The 14078-nt window shown below is 66.8% G+C and carries 15 protein-coding genes, 1 tRNA gene and 1 pseudogene; 10 read left to right on the top strand and 7 right to left on the bottom strand.

Annotated elements, in window-relative coordinates:
* Positions 1-14 precede the first annotated feature (14 nt).
* The 4 genes and pseudogenes from GRI72_RS09310 to GRI72_RS15005 form a co-directional block, all read left to right on the top strand.
* Complete coding sequence (locus tag GRI72_RS09310) at positions 15-458, top strand: Mov34/MPN/PAD-1 family protein (protein WP_160733614.1); 444 nt, start codon at positions 15-17, stop codon at positions 456-458.
* A gap of 213 nt (positions 459-671) precedes the next feature.
* Positions 672-851, top strand: a complete 180-nt coding sequence (locus GRI72_RS09305) for a hypothetical protein (protein ID WP_160733613.1) — start codon at positions 672-674, stop codon at positions 849-851.
* A gap of 369 nt (positions 852-1220) precedes the next feature.
* The gene (locus GRI72_RS09300; protein ID WP_160733612.1) at positions 1221-1484 is read left to right on the top strand and encodes a hypothetical protein; all 264 of its coding nucleotides are present in this window, start codon (positions 1221-1223) and stop codon (positions 1482-1484) included.
* Positions 1456-2481: pseudogene (locus tag GRI72_RS15005) on the top strand (recombinase family protein); the annotation flags it as partial. The gene GRI72_RS09300 and the pseudogene GRI72_RS15005, both read left to right, overlap by 29 nt.
* A 505-nt stretch (positions 2482-2986) precedes the next feature.
* On the opposite strand, the gene GRI72_RS09290 reads toward GRI72_RS15005, so the two are convergent.
* A tRNA-Arg gene (locus tag GRI72_RS09290) sits at positions 2987-3063 on the bottom strand.
* 148 nt (positions 3064-3211) lie between these two features.
* Between GRI72_RS09290 and GRI72_RS09285 the strand changes: the two genes are divergently transcribed.
* Together GRI72_RS09285 and GRI72_RS09280 are read left to right on the top strand one after the other, a co-directional pair.
* Complete coding sequence (locus GRI72_RS09285) at positions 3212-3577, top strand: hypothetical protein (protein ID WP_237486961.1); 366 nt, start codon at positions 3212-3214, stop codon at positions 3575-3577.
* 76 nt (positions 3578-3653) lie between these two features.
* Entirely contained in the window at positions 3654-4148 is a 495-nt protein-coding gene (locus GRI72_RS09280) for an MmcB family DNA repair protein (RefSeq protein ID WP_160733610.1), read from the top strand.
* Here GRI72_RS09280 and GRI72_RS09275 read toward each other — a convergent pair.
* The 5 genes from GRI72_RS09275 to GRI72_RS09255 all read right to left on the bottom strand — a co-directional run bounded on the left by GRI72_RS09275 (position 4145) and on the right by GRI72_RS09255 (position 9404).
* Positions 4145-4525, bottom strand: coding sequence for a (2Fe-2S) ferredoxin domain-containing protein (locus tag GRI72_RS09275; RefSeq protein WP_160733609.1), 381 nt, complete (start codon positions 4523-4525; stop codon positions 4145-4147). The genes GRI72_RS09280 and GRI72_RS09275 overlap by 4 nt on opposite strands.
* Positions 4522-6636, bottom strand: a complete 2115-nt coding sequence (locus GRI72_RS09270) for a S9 family peptidase (RefSeq protein WP_237486959.1) — start codon at positions 6634-6636, stop codon at positions 4522-4524. The genes GRI72_RS09275 and GRI72_RS09270 overlap by 4 nt, the downstream gene beginning before the upstream one ends.
* An 82-nt stretch (positions 6637-6718) precedes the next feature.
* The gene (locus GRI72_RS09265) at positions 6719-7261 is read right to left on the bottom strand and encodes a DUF2497 domain-containing protein (RefSeq protein ID WP_160733608.1); all 543 of its coding nucleotides are present in this window, start codon (positions 7259-7261) and stop codon (positions 6719-6721) included.
* A 36-nt stretch (positions 7262-7297) separates the two neighbouring features.
* Entirely contained in the window at positions 7298-8761 is a 1464-nt protein-coding gene (locus GRI72_RS09260; protein ID WP_237486958.1) for a TolC family outer membrane protein, read from the bottom strand.
* Between the two features lie 40 nt (positions 8762-8801).
* On the bottom strand, positions 8802-9404 hold the full coding sequence (locus GRI72_RS09255; RefSeq protein WP_160733606.1) for a protein-L-isoaspartate O-methyltransferase family protein: 603 nt from the start codon (positions 9402-9404) through the stop codon (positions 8802-8804).
* 154 nt (positions 9405-9558) lie between these two features.
* Between GRI72_RS09255 and GRI72_RS09250 the strand changes: the two genes are divergently transcribed.
* From GRI72_RS09250 to GRI72_RS09240, 3 genes are all read left to right on the top strand, one after another.
* Complete coding sequence (locus GRI72_RS09250) at positions 9559-11100, top strand: fumarate hydratase (RefSeq protein WP_160733605.1); 1542 nt, start codon at positions 9559-9561, stop codon at positions 11098-11100.
* A gap of 82 nt (positions 11101-11182) precedes the next feature.
* Entirely contained in the window at positions 11183-12418 is a 1236-nt protein-coding gene (locus GRI72_RS09245; RefSeq protein ID WP_160733604.1) for a sensor histidine kinase, read from the top strand.
* Positions 12411-13148, top strand: coding sequence for a LytR/AlgR family response regulator transcription factor (locus GRI72_RS09240; protein WP_160733603.1), 738 nt, complete (start codon positions 12411-12413; stop codon positions 13146-13148). Before GRI72_RS09245 ends, GRI72_RS09240 begins: the two co-directional genes overlap by 8 nt.
* A gap of 122 nt (positions 13149-13270) precedes the next feature.
* On the opposite strand, the gene GRI72_RS09235 is transcribed toward GRI72_RS09240, so the two are convergent.
* Positions 13271-13567: a UrcA family protein gene (locus tag GRI72_RS09235; RefSeq protein ID WP_160733602.1), complete on the bottom strand. Its 297-nt coding sequence runs from the start codon at positions 13565-13567 to the stop codon at positions 13271-13273.
* Between the two features lie 206 nt (positions 13568-13773).
* On the opposite strand from GRI72_RS09235, the gene GRI72_RS09230 reads away from it, so the two are divergent.
* Positions 13774-14049 (top strand): hypothetical protein, encoded by a 276-nt coding sequence (locus GRI72_RS09230; RefSeq protein ID WP_160733601.1) that lies wholly within the window; start codon positions 13774-13776, stop codon positions 14047-14049.
* Positions 14050-14078: the final 29 nt, after the last annotated feature.

Genomic DNA, 14078 nt, shown 5'->3' with positions numbered 1-14078 from the left:
TCATAGCTCATGATGTGATCGAGCAAATTCAGAGTTCATGTCGAAAATGCGCCCCCAGCGAGGCCGGCGGGCTGCTGCTTGGTTACAGGAAGGGCATCGACTTTGAGGTGATAGCAGCCACCCTTCCAAATCAATGGGACAGAGCCAGCTCGGCGAGATTCGTTCGTTCCGTCCGTGGCCATAGAATCCGCGCCTTAAGGGAGTGGAAGAAATCCCAAGGCTCGGTCGATTGGATTGGGGAATGGCATAGCCACCCACACGGTGCCCTGAGACCTTCCTACATCGATTTAACGAACTGGAAAAAGCTGCGCACGCAGACCGGTAAGGAAATGGTCTTCGCGATCGTCGGCTTCAACGACTTAGGTCTGTGGCTCCAATCCAGACCACTCGGAAGAGCTGTTCATCTTGATCTTAAGCTTGGCGATGATGCGGGGTCTCTCTTCGAAGTGAAGAAATAGCATGCATTTTGTCAGCATCGTCCTCCTTCGCGATTAGCAATCGGTCGCGGCGCTTTCCAAGCGACTCGACGGAAACCGAGATGCGGGGTTCAACCCTGCCAGGGTTCTCCATGTTGTTACGACCGTATGCGGTGAATCCCGCCCTGCCTGTTCCCGTAATTTGCCTCCTGAAAGGCCGCGACAAACGCGGTCTCCAAACCAAAGGAGGACGATATGCTAGATCATTTCAACACCGCTTCACTGGTAACGCTGTCGAAGGCTGAGCTGGAAACCCTGCTAGCCAGCCTGCAAGCTAAGCTCTCAGCCACACAGGCCGAGGCAGACAAGGCTTCGTTGGAGGCAGATATCGCAACAGTTCGTCGATACCTGCACAGCCTCTCGCCCAAACCCTAGGTTGCGCAGTCCACAGCGGCTTCAGCACTCAATAGTTGAGAAAGTTCAACTTTTTAAGACTTCGTTAACCATCTGATGTTGTAATAAAATTATACGCAGCTTTGTGTAAATATCTGTTTCGCCAAGAGAGCCGCTAAGAGCTATATTCATGCAAACAGGTTGTGGGGATCGCGGACCGCTGCTGGGCAAAGAAACCAGATATCCGCATGCAGTGCCGCCAGATGGCCGGCCAGTTCGAAGAACATCCGTTTCTTCTACGTTTCCTCGAAAATGCTCTGCTGTGCGTCGTACCAGAAATTGTGGCGCGCGATCCGCTCGGTGGAAACCGACCGAATTGTCGCCTGGGAAACGAGCACAGGAGTATTGGGTATGGAACGGGACGGCTTCGACATCACCACTCACAGCGAGCCCTGTCCGGCGGACTATATGGCGGACCTTGAGGATGACGGCCTGACCGACGCGCAGCGTCTCCAGCTTGTCGAAGTGCTCTTCCAGATCATGAAATCTTTTGTGCTGATGGGGTACGGCATGGAGCCTGTGAATAAGCTCATCGAAGAGTTCCAAAATTGTGCAAAGACGCAAGCCAATCTGTTAGAATTCGAAGATGACGATGAGAGCGATGGCCATGACTGAACGGCCTCCCAGACCTGCAATTATCTATGCCCGCGTTTCCTCCCGCAAACAGGTGAAGGAAGGCGGGGGCATTGAATCCCAAGCGACACGCTGCCGCTCCTACGCCTCTGCGCGCGACTATGAAGTGGTCGCCATGTTCACCGACGACATGACGGGTAGCCAGGCAAGGCGCCCCGGCATGGATGCGATGCTCTCCTTCCTGAAGCAGCATAAGGCCAACCCGCATATCGTGCTGATTGACGACATCTCGCGATTAGCGCGGGGACTGAAAGCGCACATTGCCTTGCGCGATGAACTGGCTCGTGCGGGCGGTATCCTTGAAAGCCCTTCGGTCGTGTTTGGCGACGATTCGGATTCCCAGTTTTTGGAGAATGTGCTGGCCAGCTCGGCACAGCACTTCGCCCAAAAGAACAGAGAGCAGACCATCAACCGCATGAAAGCGCGGTTGATGAACGGCTACTACGTCAATGCAAGACCACCGCTCGGCTACAGATACATCAAGGGGCACGGTAAAGAGCTTGTACGCGATGAGCCTATGGCCTCGATCGTTCAGGAAGCCTTGGAGGGATTCGCTTCGGGCCGCTTCGCCTCAAAGGGAGAAGTCAGACAGTTTCTCGAAGACCAGCCCGAGTTCCCGAAGAACGGAAAAGGCGGCGTGACCCACGAGCGGGCTCATGTGCTTCTGACCCAGCCTGTCTATGCTGGAAGGATAGAAGCTCCGGCTTGGGGCATCTCGCTACGCGAAGGAAAGCACGAGGGCCTCATCTCATGGGAGACGTTCTGCAAGATTCAGGATCGCCTCAATGGCGGTGCCCGCGTTCAGAATCGAATCGATCTGCACGAGGACTTCGTGTTGCGAGGTGCGGTTGACTGCGCCGACTGCGACAAACCGCTCACGGCCTGCTGGAGCAAGGGCAAGAACCGAAAATACCCCTACTATCTCTGCTTCAACAAGGACTGCGAGAGTTACCGCAAGTCCATTGCCCGCGATCAGCTTGAAAGTGAATTCGAGGTGCTGCTGGAGCAGCTCCAGCCCACGCGGAGCCTGTTCACGGTTGCCTCAAAGATGTTCCGTGACCTTTGGGATCACATGGCCGCAACCAACACCGAGCGCGCAGCACGGCTCAAATCCGATCTCGCGCGTCTAGAGGCCGGCATGACCAAGCTGGTCGATAAGATGCTGGAGACGGAGAATCCTATTGTCTCTGAGCAAATCGAGAAGCGCATCACTGCGCTCGAAAGTGAAAAGCAACTGGCCGCGGAAAAGATCGAGAAACTGGCAGAGCCTGCGAGGGGCTATGACGAAATGTTCGAACACGCCCTGACGTTTCTCTCAAACCCTTATAAAATATGGCAAAAAGGCACATTTGCCGACCGCAGAAATGTGCTGAAACTGGCCTTCACAGACAGGCTGAAATACAGCCGTATTGAAGGACTTCGAACACCCCAAACCTCTATACCTTTCAAGGTCTTAGGTGGATTTTGGGATGGTGGAAGAGAATTGGCGCACCCGACAGGATTCGAACCTGTGGCCTCTGCCTTCGGAGGGCAGCGCTCTATCCAGCTGAGCTACGGGTGCCGGTGCGAGCGCGGCGCTTAGCAAAGGGTTGCGCGCGGTGCCAGCCGAATTTGCCCGCCCCGGCCCGCCGCCACCGGGCGATTAGCGATTTGGCAAGCGAATCAGCGCTATGCCCTGCCTCATGAACGCGCCGATTCCCCAGGAAACGATGCCCGCGCCAGCGCGCGCGGGCGAAGCTTCGCTGAGCGCGCAGTGGTCCGCCATGCGCGAGGCGGGTGCCGCGATCGGCCAGCTTGCCGGGGTGGCGCCGCAGCGGCCCGAAGCTGCCGAGCGCAACTTTGCCGCGACGATTCGCGATGCCGGCGAATGGCGCCTGGCCCTGGCGCGCGACGGCCTGGCGGACATGGCGGCGATGCTGCGGCCGGGGCTGTCGGCGCTGCTCGCGGTCAAGGCGCGCGGCCACGACGCGAGTGCCCCGGCACGCGCCTTGTGGGAAGAATACTGCGCGCGGCGCGACGCCCTGCTCGCGCTCGCGCCGCAGGAAGGGACGATGGGCCCGCGGCGCAGCGCCTGACGTCCGCCCCCGGGGCGACCGCAGGCCGCCATCGCGGCGCTTGACTGAGTTCGCCATTTGTTCCAACGCTGCGGCCATGATCGACGCCCCGGCCTCCCTCGCCCCGGCACCCGGCGGCGCAACGGCACAGAACGTTGCGCGCGGCATCTGCCGGCTGTTCGCCCGCAACGACATCTGGTGCCTGGGCGAAATGCCGCTGCGCAACGGGCGGCGGGCGGACCTGATGGGGATCGATGCCAAGGGCCGGATCGTGATCGTCGAGATCAAGGTCAGCCGGGCCGACCTGCTGGGCGACGGCAAGTGGCCCGACTATCTCGATTTCTGCGACCGGTTCTACTGGGGCCTGCCGCTTTCGCTCGACCGTGCGCCGCTCGAACTCGCCGATTTCCGGCCCGATTGCTGCGGGATCATCGTCGCCGACGGCTACGACGCGGAAATCGTCAGGCCCGCCCCCTCGCACCCGCTCGCCCCGGCGCGGCGGAAGGTCGAGGTGGAGCGGCTTGCGCGCACGGCCCTGCGGCGGGCGGTCACGGCGCTCGATCCGCAATGCGCCCCGCCGGGCCCGGCCTAGCGCACTGCGCGACCGGGCACGGCGTGGAGGCGGAATTCCTCCACCGGCTCGCCGCCGATCAGGTGTTCCTGGATGATCCGTTCGAGCACCGGCTCGCTGCACGAATGGTACCAGACGCGGTCGGGCCAGACCACCGCGATCGGCCCCGCTTCGCAGACCTGGAGGCAATCGGCCTTGGTCCGCTGGACCACCGATCCCGCCAGGCCAAGCGCCTTCAGCCGTTTCTTCAGGTATTTCCAGGCCCGTTCGCCCTCTTCGCGGCGGCAGCATTTCTGCTTGTCCGACACCGCGCAGAGGAAGATGTGGCGCGCGATCGTCTCGCCGCCGATCGCCGCGAGTGCCCGCTGCGCCCTGGCCAGTTCCTTCGTCGAGGTCATTCCTCGCCCAGCCAGCGATCGAGCCAGGCGAACACCGTTTCATGCCACTGGAGCGAGTTCTTCGCGCCCAGGACCCAGTGGTTCTCCTCCGGGAACACCAGGAGTTGCGCCGGGACCTCGCGCTCCTGCAGCGCGGTGAACGCGCCGAGCGCCTGGGTATAGGGGACGCGGAAGTCCTTCTGCCCGGTGACGACCAGCATCGGCGTCTTCCACTTGTCGACATGGTGGACGGGGTTCCAGCGCTCGTAGAGCTCGGCATTCTCGGCGTAGGAACCGCCGAAATCCCACCGGGGGAACCACAGTTCCTCGGTCGTGTAATAGAAGCTGCGCAGGTCGAACAGGCCATCGTGCTGCACGAGGCAGTCGAACCGGTCGGGCCACTGGCCGGCGATCCAGTTCATCATGTAGCCGCCGTAGCTGGCGCCCATCGCGCAGGCGCGGGTGCCGTCGATCTGGGGATCGAGCTCGAGCGCGGCCGCCAGCCCTTTCTGCAGGTCCACCAGCGGCTTGCCGCCCCAGTCGCGGTTGATCGCGTCGGTGAAGGCCTGCCCGTAGCCGGTCGATCCGTGGAAATCGACCGAGATCACGGCATAGCCGCGGCTCGCCACGACGCGCGGGTTCCAGCGGGTGGACCAGCCATCGTTGAACGATCCCTGCGGGCCGCCGTGGACGTAGAGAACCGCCGGCATCGGCCCCTCGTGCCCTTCGAGCTTGGTGATCTGGCCCCAGACCGTCGCCCCGTCGGCGCCCGCGAAGCTGAAACGCCGCGTCACGATCGGCGCGAGCCGGCCGAGGTGGTCGCCGGCCACCTTGGTCAGCGGCACGGCCTGCTGCCAGCCGCGCGACAGGAACAGTTCGGGCGGCGCGCCGATCGAATCGCGGGTGAACAGCAGGCGCTCGCCCGGCAGGGAGACGACGTTGCCGATATGCGCCTCGTTCCCCGCCATCAGGTCGAGTTCCTCGACCGCGCCTGTCAGCGGGTCGATGCGGAATGCCGGGGTGTCGAGCACGTCCTGCGCCGTGGCGACGATCCAGCGCGAATCGGCGGTCCAGGCAAGCGACCCGAACGAACGGTCGAAGCCGTCGGTCAGCGCCCGGGTCTCGCCGCTGGCAAGATCGCGCAAGTGGACCACGAGGCGATCGGATTCGTACCCGGGCCGCTCCATCGCCGCCCAGGCCAGCCACCTGCCGTCGGGCGACGGGGCCGGGAGCGTGTCGGTCGCGGCATTGCCGGCGGTGAGATTGACCGGCGCCGCGCCCGACAGATCGTTCCACCAGATATCGACATTGGTCGATGCCGGTTCGGCCGCGTCGGAACGGCGCGCGGCGAAATAGACGCCCGAACCGTCGGGCGCCCAGGCGATTTCCTCCCCGCCGCCGAAGGGCCGCGTGGGCACGTCGCCGACCAGCGCGTCGGGCCCGGCCGGGCCGTCGAGCGGAACCCCCGCGCCCCGCGTGCGGCCATCGACCAGCTCGAAGGCGAAGACGCGGCCGAACGTGCCCGGCGTTTCCCAGCTGTCCCAGTGGCGGACGAAGCCATCCCGCGCATCGTAGAGGCGCCCGTCGCCCGGCCCCGGAAGGTGGGCGGTGCCGTCGTCTTCGCAGCCCAGCGTCGGGCAATCGCGTGCGGCATCGCCGAACAGCGCGATCCGTCCGCCGTCGGGCGCGAGGGCGAAGCCCGCCACCGGCGCGGCGACGTGGCTCACCTGCGTCGGCGCGCCGGCGGCTCCATCGGCGCCGATCGCGACCCGCCAGACGCGGCTGCGCGCCTCGCCGTCGGCGCCCGGCCGATCGGACAGGAAATAGAGATGGCCGTCCGGCCCGAAGGCGGCGGCGGAAGCCGAACCGCCGAGGTCGAGTGCAACGGCGCGGCCATCGGCATTGTCGAGATCGCGCAAGTGCAGCCGCGTCGTGCGCGCCAGCGTCTCGGGATCGGTCCGGGTCACCGGATAGACGACCAGCCGCCCGTCGGCCGAGGCGGCCGGCGCGCCGAGGCGCGGCATTGTCACCAGGTCCTGCGCCGTCATCGGGGCGCTTTCGCTGGACGCGGCGGGCGCGGCATGAGCCAGCGCGGCGAAGGAGGCGGCTAGGCCTGCGACGATCCTGATCATGCCTCCGGGCCTAGCGCCCGGCGGGAAATGCTGCAACGATCTCGCCCGCGCCCGCCGGCGAGGCGAGCGGCACCGGCAAGGCTCAGCCGCGCTTGCCGGCGATCCGCGCGATCTCCGCCTTCACAAGCCGTTCCACCATCGGCGGCAGGTTGCGGTCGAGCCATTCGGCCAGCATCGGACGCAGCATGTCGCGCACGAGCCCTTCGAGCGACGTCTCGCCCGAACGGACGATCTGCGGCGGCGCGCCGGGTTCGGCCAGCATGGCCAGCGCGGCCAGGTTCTCGCGCAGCGAATCGCGCACGGCGTCGGTCGTCAGCGGCGAATCGCCGTCGTCGTCGCCCGAATCGCCCTCGTCCGCGCGAGCCCCATCCGAACGGGTCCCATCCGCGCGGGCCCCATCTGCACGGACCTGGTCGGCACGCGCTTCTTCCACGAAAGAGGCGGCGCCGAGGTCGAGCACTTCGTCGTCCTGCCGCGAATCCTGGGTTGCGGACCCGGCCCCGGCAACGCCGGCCTCCTCGCGCCGGCGACGCGTTTCGAGCGCGCTCGCGCGGTTGTCGCGCGCGATCACCTTCTTGATCGATTCGAGGATTTCCTCGACCGATGCCTCGCCTTGATGGTGCATATTCCTGGCCCCCCGTCTGGCCCTTCTCGCGCCGGCTCAGTCGGTGTCCCGGGCCGGCAGGTTCGCTTGGCCGCGAATGTCCGCGTCCTGTGCCGGGATGTCAACGGTGCTCGTCGACTGGACCGACGGATCGGGATCGCGGTCCCAGTCGAACCACTTGCCTTCGACCCGCTCGAAATTGAGCTGCGGATCGTAGAGCAGGCCGTGGCCGTCGAGGCCGAGATCCCGCGCCTCGGCCCGGCCCATCGCGGCCAGCAGGCTGAAGCCGGCGACATAGGCATTGCGCCGCGCGGTCACGAGTTCGACCTGGGCGTTGAGCAGTTCCTGTTCGGCATTGAGCACGTCGAGGATCGTGCGGTTGCCGATCGAGTTCTCGGCCCGCACCCCTTCGAGGCTCAGCTCCGCGGCGGCGACCGCGGTCTGCGAGCTCTCGATGATCGCGAGCGCGGCCTGCCAGCTCGAATAGGCGGCGCGCACTTGCGCGATCACGTCGCGCTCGGTCGCGATGATCGCTTCCAGCGCGGCCGAGGCGCGCGCCTGCGCCTGGCGCTGCAAGGCGGCGGGGCGGCCGCCCTGGAAGATCGGGATGCTGATGGCGACCCCCGCGCTGACGCTGGCCGAAGTCTGCGGCACGCTCGTGTCGGGCAGGGTCGGATCGTCGGTGACCGCGCCGCCCAGGGTGCCGAGGAAGTTCTCGTAGCCGTAGCCGGTGAAGAGCGAGACGCGCGGCAGGCGCCCCGCCCCGGCCACGTCGATGTCGTAGCCGGCGGCTTCGGCCCGTTCGCGCGCGGCGATCAGGTCGGGGTTGTTTTCCAGCGCGGCGGCCACGGCCTCTTCCGGGCTGCCGGGCAGGCCGGGCAGGGGCGGCGGAGGCTGGAGCGCGACGGGCGCGTCCCCGACGAGGGCGATATAATCCTCGCGCGCGGCGATCAGGTTGGCCTGGGCCGAGCGAAGGTCGCTCTGCGCCGCCGCCAGCCGGGCCTGCGACTGCGCGACGTCGGTGCGGGTGAGGTCGCCGATCTCGAACCGGTCGCTGGTCGCCTGGAGATTGGTCGAAAGCACGTCGACCTGGTTGGCGGCCAGACCGACGATCGCCTCGTTGCGGATCACGTCCATGTAGGCGGCGACGACCTGGCTGAAGATCGCCGATTCGGTCGCGCGCAGATCGGCCTGGCCCGCCTGGACGCGTTCTTCCGCCGCGCGCACGGCATTGCGGACCGCCCCGCCCGAATAGATCGGCACGCCGAGATCGACGTTGGCGGTGATCGCGCGTTCGGGCGCGGTGAAGCTGGTCGAGCTCTTGTTCAGGAACTCGGCATAGCGGCCGGTGGCATCGATGCTCGGCCGGCCGGCCGATTTCTCGATCGGAACGCCTTCGTCCACCGCCCGCTGTTCGGCGCGCGCCGCCTGGAGCGCGGGATTGGTCCGATAGGCATCGGCCAGCGCCTCGCGCAGGGTATCGGCACTGGCGGGGGCGGCAACCAGCCCGGCACCGGCCATCAGGGCCGGCAAGGCCCGCCACGCGCCCCGGCGCACCATGTCAGAAGGTCCACCGCTTCGGCGCGTCGAAGACCGCGAGGCGCGGAATGCCCATTTCGGCCAGTCGCAGCCAGCCGATCCCGCCGCCCGCCGGGCGGCCCGCGGCAAGGCGCGTCACGCCGTTTTCGATCAGCCCGGTCAGCACCCGGCCATCGTCGGCCAGGCGGCGGGTCAGCGTGGCCGGGAAGACTTCCACCGCGCCGTCGACCAGGATCAGCGAATAGGTGCCACGCAGCGTCCCCTGCGCGCTTTCGGGCGTGATCGCCTTGACCGAGGCAACCAGCGGCTCGATCAGCGCGGGCAGGTAACCGCTGCCGCCATCGACGATCAGCACGCTGTCTTCGGCGACGGGGCGCGCCTCGCGCAGCAGGGCGCCGTAGAACACCGGGGCGGCGATGTGGCCACCCTCGTCGAACGCGATCGCGCGGTCCATGTAGGCGACGCCGCGGGCCGATTCAGGCACGTGATCCTCGCGCGGGACGGCGTTCATCCGTTCGAGCACGAACAGGTCGTTGACGCCGCTGGTGCGCAGCTGGCTGTCGATCATCGCGCGCCGGGCGGCGGCGAAGTCGCTGGTGGAGGGGCGGGTTTCAGCAAGGGTCATTCGAAAAGCCTCGGCGCGCTGTATTACACGCTTAACACAGTTGGTCAATCGGGCAAGGCTTTAGGCGTATCGCCCCGCCCGGCCAAGCGCTTTGACGCTAGGCCCGCGACGCGACTATGGGATTCGCCAATCGATGGGAAGGAACTTGGCTTCGATGAGCGACTTTGAAGGACGGCCCCTGGTGACGATCCGCGAGGCGGACCTGATCGAAAGCGTGGCCGACGCACTGCAATATATCTCCTACTACCACCCGATGGACTATATCCGCGCGCTCGGCGCGGCTTACGAGGCGGAGCGGGGCGCGGCCGCGAAAGACGCGATCGCGCAGATCCTGACCAACAGCCGGATGTGCGCGGAAGGCCACCGGCCGATCTGCCAGGACACGGGGATCGTCAACGTCTTCGTCAAGTGGGGGCAGGACTGCCGGCTCGATTCGGCGCGCAGCCTGCAGGACGTCGTCGATGAAGGGGTCCGCCGCGCCTATACCCATCCCGACAACAAGCTGCGCGCCTCGATCCTGGCCGATCCCGCCTTCACCCGCCGCAACACGCGCGACAACACGCCCTGCGTCCTGTCGGTCGAGATGGTGCCCGGCAACAAGGTGGAGATCGACGTCGCGGCCAAGGGCGGCGGCAGCGAGAACAAGTCCAAGTTCAAGATGATGAATCCCAGCGACAACATCGTCGACTGGGTGCTGGAACAGATCCCCTCGATGGGGGCCGGGTGGTGCCCGCCGGGGATGCTGGGCATCGGCATCGGGGGCACGGCCGAACACTGCGTGAAGCTGGCCAAGCAAAGCCTGATGGAGCCGATCGACATGGCCCAGCTGAAGGCGCGCGGGCCGCAGAGCGATATCGAGAAGCTGCGGATCGACATCTACGACGCGGTCAACGCCCAGGGCGTCGGCGCACAGGGACTGGGCGGCCTTTCGACCGTGCTCGACGTCAAGATCCTCGACGCGCCCTGCCACGCGGCGGGCAAGCCGGTGGCGATGATCCCCAATTGCGCTGCCACACGCCACGCGCACTTCACCCTCGACGGATCGGGCCCGACCTATCTCGAGCCGCCCCGGCTCGACGAATGGCCGGACGTCCACTGGCAGCCCGATTCCTCCGCCCGGCGGGTCGATCTCGACAACCTGACGAAAGAGGAAGTCGAAAGCTGGCAGCACGGCGACCGGCTGCTGCTCTCGGGCAGGATGCTGACCGGTCGCGATGCCGCGCACAAGCGGATCCAGGACATGCTGGCCCGGGGCGAGGAGCTGCCGGTCGATTTCCGCGGGCGGGCGATCTACTACGTCGGCCCGGTCGATCCGGTCATGGGCGAAGTCGTCGGCCCCGCCGGCCCGACCACGGCCACCCGGATGGACAAGTTCACCGGGATGATGCTCGACCTCGGCCTCCTGGCCATGATCGGCAAGGCCGAACGCGGCGCCGACGCGGTCGAGGTGATCAGCCGTTTCAAGACTGCCTATCTCATGGCGACCGGGGGCGCGGCATACCTGGTCGCGCGGGCGATCAAGCAGGCCGAAGTCGTCGCCTTCGAAGACCTCGGGATGGAGGCGATCTACGAGTTCACGGTGGAAGACATGCCGGTGACCGTCGCGGTCGATGCGGCGGGCAACAACGTGCACAAGCTCGCGCCCGCGCAATGGAAGGAGCGGATCGCGCGCGAGAAGCTGCTCGAGGGGGCGTGACGGCGTTCGACGAAGCGCAAAGGCGCTCCGACGACCGCGCTGGCGGCCCCGCCCCCGCCGCGGCTAGACCGGTATCCTGAACATGGCCGAAACCGTTCCTGCAGACGAGCGCGCCCGCGTGCCGGTCGTCACCGTCCTCGCCTCGATGGCGGGGCTGTGGCTGTGCTATTTCCTGCTCACCACCCTGCGCGCCGCGATCGTCGGCTTCGAACCGCAGGTGGAGCTGCTCTGGCGCCGCGGGCTGGTGACCCTGGTCGGCATCGGCATGACGGTCCTGCTGTGGATCATCCTGCGGCTGTTCGACAATCGCCCGCTGTGGGCCAAGATCCTCGCCGCGGTCCTCGTCGCGGTCCCGATCGCGGTCCCGATCGCGCAGACCAACCAGTGGATCTTCGCCGACATGCAGCGCAAGGTCGAAGAGAACTTCGGCCGCGATCGCGGGATCAACATCCGGCGCGACGAGGCGGGCAACCTGCTGGTCGACATCCCGCCCGAACGCTTCCGCGACCTGACCGGGCTCGGCGTCAGCAAGGACGCGGCGGGCGCGCCGGCGAGCGTGATGATCGCGCCGGCCCCCTCGCGGCTCGACCAGTGGCTGCAAGTGGTGGATATCGCGCTCGGGCGCTATTTCCTGCTGCTCGCCTGGGCCTCGCTCTACTTCGCTATGCTCGCGGGCGCCCAGGCGCGCGCGGCCGAACGGCGCGAGGAACGCTTCCGCAGCGCGGCCAAGGCGGCCGAGCTGCGATCGCTGCGCTACCAGGTGAACCCGCATTTCCTGTTCAATACGCTCAACTCGCTGTCCTCGCTGGTCATGACGGGCAAGGCCGACCGGGCCGAGACGATGATCCAGTCGATCGCCAGCTTCTATCGCCACAGCCTGGCCGAAGACCCGACCAGCGACGTGCCGCTGGAGGACGAGTTCGAGCTGCAACGCCAGTACCTGGCGATCGAATCGGTCCGGTTCCCCGACCGGCTGGAGGCGGTGTTCGATCTTCCGACCGACCTCGCCGAGGCGCGCGTGCCGGGCATGATCCTGCAGCCGCTGGTCGAAAACTCGGTGCGCTACGCGGTCGCCCCGCACAAGGTGCCGGTGACGATCCGCATCGCCGCGCGCGAGGACTACGGCCGGCTCGCGATAACGGTGGAGGACGACGGGCCGGGCGCGCCGTCTTCGGCCGGGCAGGGCTTCGGCATCGGCCTCGCCAACGTGCGCGACCGGCTCCAGGCCCGCTTCGGGCGCGAGGCCTCGGTCACCTCGGGCCCGGTCGAGGGCGGCTATCTCACGGAAATCCGCATCCCGCTGGTGAAACATGGCTGATCACGAAGACCAACCGCTGCGCACTCTGATCGTGGACGACGAACCGCTCGCGGTCGAACGAATGCAGGTGATCTGCGCCAAGCTGCCCGAACTGGCCGTGGTCGGCACCGCCAGCGACGGCGCGGCCGCGCTGCGCCTGGTCGAGGCGCTGGAGCCCGATCTCGTCCTGCTCGACATGACGATGCCCGAGGCCGACGGGCTCTCGGTCGCCCGCGCCCTCGCCCGGCGATCGCGCCGGCCGGCGGTGATCTTCGTCACCGCGCACGATCATTTCGCAGTCGAGGCGTTCGATCTCGACGCGGTCGATTACGTGCTCAAGCCGGTCGCCCACGAACGCCTGTCGCGGGCGATCGAGCGCGCGATCTCGCGCCGCACGCAGCCGGCGCGGGCGGAAAGCCGCTGGCTGACCGAGCTGTGGGTTCCGCACCGTTCCGAACTGCTGCGGATCGAGGTGGACCAGATCGACCGGGTGGACGCCGAACGCGATTATGTCCGCCTGCATCTCGGCGATCGCAGTTACCTGCTGCTGCAGACGATCGCGGGGCTCGAGGAAAGGCTGGACCCGGCCGCGTTCATCCGCGTCCACCGGTCCACGATCCTGCGCAAGGACCGCATCAGGGGCCTGCGCCACGACGGGCTGGGCGTGTGGTCGGCCGAACTGGAAGGCGGTGAGGCCGTGCGCATCGGGCGCACCTACCTGCCCAAGGTGAAAGCCATGGCCGGGCGCTGACGGCGGCGCGGCGGCGCCGCCGGGGGGGGGAGGCGGCGCGGGCATTGTCCGGGGCACCGATGAAAAACGGCCCGGACCGGGGGACTGAACCGGTCCGGGCCGAGGTGACAGCCGAGGAGTGATCAGCCGCCGACCCGCTGCTCGTCTATGATGGCAGCGAAGTGCCTGGTCGCCTGGCGCTTCGTTTCGGCATAGCACCGGCGCGAGGCGTTGGACGCGATGCGCGTGCCGGTGCGCTGCTGGTCGAGCGCGCAGAATTCGCGAACCGCGACGTCGATCCGCCGGTCGAGCGCCTTCTGGCCCTCGGCCGTGGACAGGTCGAGATCGCGATAGGGAATGGACAGCGTATCGGCGTGGGCGGGGGTGGCCAGCGCGCCGAAAGTGGCCAGGGCGGCAAGGGCAACAAGGGGGCGTTTCATGTGCATTCCTCCGTCTGCGGGCTGCCCCGGGGGTTGAAGTGGGGGGAAGAGGCATCCCGCAGCCCCTGTATTAGGGCGCGCGCGCCCCTGCGGCACCGAAGTCTCGACCACGGATCACGCGGTGTCGACGGACGCGCCGCCTTCCTGACGGACGGATCGAACCGCCCGACGAACCGCGTTTGGCAAACGACCGGCGGGGGTGCATGATGGCGCGCGTGGCCGTGATCTTCGTCTTCCTCATGGGCATCGGCAACTTCGCGATGCACAAGGCCGTGCTGGAAAGCGGCCACCCGCTGCTCGGCCGGATGCCGTGGTTCGTGCACATGCTGGGCGGACGGATTACGCTGGTGACCGAGTTCCTCGTCCTGCTGGCGGCTCTGCTCCTGGTCGCGAACGGCTGGCCCGCGATCGTCTGGGCCTATTGCGGCTATACCGCGCTCAACATCGCCTCCGCCTGGCTGATCCTGAGCGGCCGGGTCTAGGTGCGGGAACCGCGCCCCGCCTGCGGCGC

Source organism: Pelagerythrobacter marinus (assembly GCF_009827515.1).
Lineage (GTDB): Bacteria > Pseudomonadota > Alphaproteobacteria > Sphingomonadales > Sphingomonadaceae > Pelagerythrobacter > Pelagerythrobacter marinus.
Note: the sequence above shows the minus strand (reverse complement) of the source record. Positions and strands in the feature narration are given on the sequence as shown.

Coding starts and splice junctions, on each gene's coding strand:
- GRI72_RS09275 (WP_160733609.1), bottom strand. CDS start 4,525: ATGACCTCGACGAAGGAACTGGCCAGGGCGCAGCGGGCACTCGCGGCG.
- GRI72_RS09240 (WP_160733603.1), top strand. CDS start 12,411: ATGGCTGATCACGAAGACCAACCGCTGCGCACTCTGATCGTGGACGAC.
- GRI72_RS09260 (WP_237486958.1), bottom strand. CDS start 8,761: ATGGCCGGTGCCGGGCTGGTTGCCGCCCCCGCCAGTGCCGATACCCTG.
- GRI72_RS09250 (WP_160733605.1), top strand. CDS start 9,559: ATGAGCGACTTTGAAGGACGGCCCCTGGTGACGATCCGCGAGGCGGAC.
- GRI72_RS09230 (WP_160733601.1), top strand. CDS start 13,774: ATGGCGCGCGTGGCCGTGATCTTCGTCTTCCTCATGGGCATCGGCAAC.
- GRI72_RS09265 (WP_160733608.1), bottom strand. CDS start 7,261: ATGCACCATCAAGGCGAGGCATCGGTCGAGGAAATCCTCGAATCGATC.
- GRI72_RS09285 (WP_237486961.1), top strand. CDS start 3,212: ATGCCCGCGCCAGCGCGCGCGGGCGAAGCTTCGCTGAGCGCGCAGTGG.
- GRI72_RS09235 (WP_160733602.1), bottom strand. CDS start 13,567: ATGAAACGCCCCCTTGTTGCCCTTGCCGCCCTGGCCACTTTCGGCGCG.
- GRI72_RS09300 (WP_160733612.1), top strand. CDS start 1,221: ATGGAACGGGACGGCTTCGACATCACCACTCACAGCGAGCCCTGTCCG.
- GRI72_RS09245 (WP_160733604.1), top strand. CDS start 11,183: ATGGCCGAAACCGTTCCTGCAGACGAGCGCGCCCGCGTGCCGGTCGTC.
- GRI72_RS09255 (WP_160733606.1), bottom strand. CDS start 9,404: ATGACCCTTGCTGAAACCCGCCCCTCCACCAGCGACTTCGCCGCCGCC.
- GRI72_RS09305 (WP_160733613.1), top strand. CDS start 672: ATGCTAGATCATTTCAACACCGCTTCACTGGTAACGCTGTCGAAGGCT.
- GRI72_RS09270 (WP_237486959.1), bottom strand. CDS start 6,636: ATGATCAGGATCGTCGCAGGCCTAGCCGCCTCCTTCGCCGCGCTGGCT.
- GRI72_RS09280 (WP_160733610.1), top strand. CDS start 3,654: ATGATCGACGCCCCGGCCTCCCTCGCCCCGGCACCCGGCGGCGCAACG.